The sequence below is a fragment of the Bowdeniella nasicola genome, assembly GCF_001907295.1.
Classification (GTDB): Bacteria; Actinomycetota; Actinomycetes; order Actinomycetales; family Actinomycetaceae; genus Bowdeniella; species Bowdeniella nasicola.
Map to the genome: position 1 here is coordinate 1 of NZ_MQVR01000148.1, position 1,839 is coordinate 1,839.

At 54.4% G+C, this 1,839-nt stretch carries 2 protein-coding genes; both read right to left on the bottom strand.

The window, feature by feature from the left end; all coding sequences use genetic code 11:
* Positions 1–217: 217 nt before the first annotated feature.
* Positions 218–1,387: a hypothetical protein gene (locus BSZ39_RS13720; RefSeq protein WP_143180548.1), complete on the bottom strand. Its 1,170-nt coding sequence runs from the start codon at positions 1,385–1,387 to the stop codon at positions 218–220.
* Positions 1,388–1,415: 28 nt separating this feature from the next.
* On the bottom strand, positions 1,416–1,839 hold a 424-nt coding region (locus tag BSZ39_RS13990), incomplete at its 5' end, for a hypothetical protein (RefSeq protein ID WP_158025216.1).

Sequence of the window (1,839 nt, forward strand, 5' to 3'; positions counted from 1 at the left end):
GAGGAACTTCTATCTTCACCCAAGGCCCGCTCTCATTCATCACCAACACCCGGCAGTCAGAGACCGCGTCACGCACTCTGAAACCGGAAGAGCCGGATAAAGGCACGGGCCGGATTTTCTAGCAGCGCTGCGACTTCTGCGAGGCCTCGGGAGCCCAGCTCGCCGTCGACCAGCCGGTGAACTCGGCAGCTACATCGCCACTTCACCGCTATCTCAGCTAGTCACCCACCTTGATGTAGTAAAAGCTGTCAATAGGCGATTCTTCTACCTGAGTGGTCTCTACCCAAGTCAGATAGCCGTTGGAACATTTGATGCCGCCCGCAAGCCCGCCTGGTGTACTTTTAGCTACCACGGTCGTGCGCGTCTCTCCCGGCACCCACTCGTGCATTTGGCGCCCCAAATCCTCTTTGTCAAGAGGAGGCTGCTGCCACCAGTAAACTTTTCCACCACATTGGATAATTGATTTCGGCACTGCTCTTTCGAAGAACCAGCGCTCATTATTCGGCCCATTGAACAGGACAGGGACATCAGTAACATTCAGCGGGTCGCTGCGTTGTCCTTGGGCCCATACATCCCAACCAGCATACGAGAGTCCGTGCGACGCCAAACCCGATTCGTCGTCACCCAGCTTTCGGACACTTTTACCATCCAGGGACACTTCGACCTCGAATGTATAAGGACTCTGCTCAGGCACCTTTTTGGGTAGCATAAGGACGGTAACTCCGCCGGCCGACTCTCTGGGATCTGAAAGTACATTGTCTTCCGGGCAATAGATGAGTTCAGATTTCATACCGTCAATGCGTACAAGACAGTTTCGATACTCTTCTGCGGCGGGATCGCTCCGATCAGCGAACCACACTGGCGTTCCGTGAATATTCTCAAGCATGGATCCCCAAACAGTCCATTTTTCTCCGCCGGGCGGAGGAATTTCAACCCTGGAGCCATTCGTCAGATCGTACTGATACAACTTCGGCGGAGCTTCGTCCAGTTCATCATAATGGGGGCAGTCCGCCACGTAGGCTTTTTCCCCGATCACTAGGATTCGAGCAATATACCGTTTCTTCCCCGGCTGCTCTAGACGAAGAACAACAGTTCCATCGGCCGCACGAACTACCTCAGCAGAACCGTCGTTTTTCTTATCCCAGCGAGTGAAGTACGTTCCCGACATCTGCGCATCGGAATAGTCGATGCTCTTACCTGAATCGAAACGTACCGATCGCGAAAGCTCTTCCGGACCCGACTCCACTTTGTCACGTTCAGAAACCGGCAGATCACTCGGGACGGAATGTCCCGGTTGCGCACCCCCAGTAGTGATCTCAGTCGCAGTTGGCGTTGGCGAACCGATATCGACCGAGGTACACGCGGGGGCGGCGGCGAGCATAGCCACCGCCCCCACCATCAACGAAATAAGTCGCCTAATACGCAATGTTCCGCTGACTTGTATTGTTCTGGTTTGCCTTCGCTACCTGGCCAACCCGATCCCACACCATCTTCGCCTGAACCGACCCTCCAAATGAGTAGGGCTCAAAAATCAGCACCTTCCCATTCTCAAGGTATCCAGCACCGACATTGAAGTGGCCTCCAGTTGACTTTCCGCGCGGCACATAATCCGAGTTACCAGAGTTGAGCTTAGGGTGCAGCACAATCAGGGCACGTTTTTTGACGATTGTCTCCCGGAAGCGAGCACGCCATGTTGTGTCATTCCACCCCTTGATGCTCTTGACGACGTAGCCATTGACCCGATTCTTCCAGCCGGTCAGGCGCTTATTGACCTGGGTCTTGATGTTGTAGATGCTGGTTCCAGCCTTGGTTGTACCAAGGTAACCTGCCCAGGCAGAC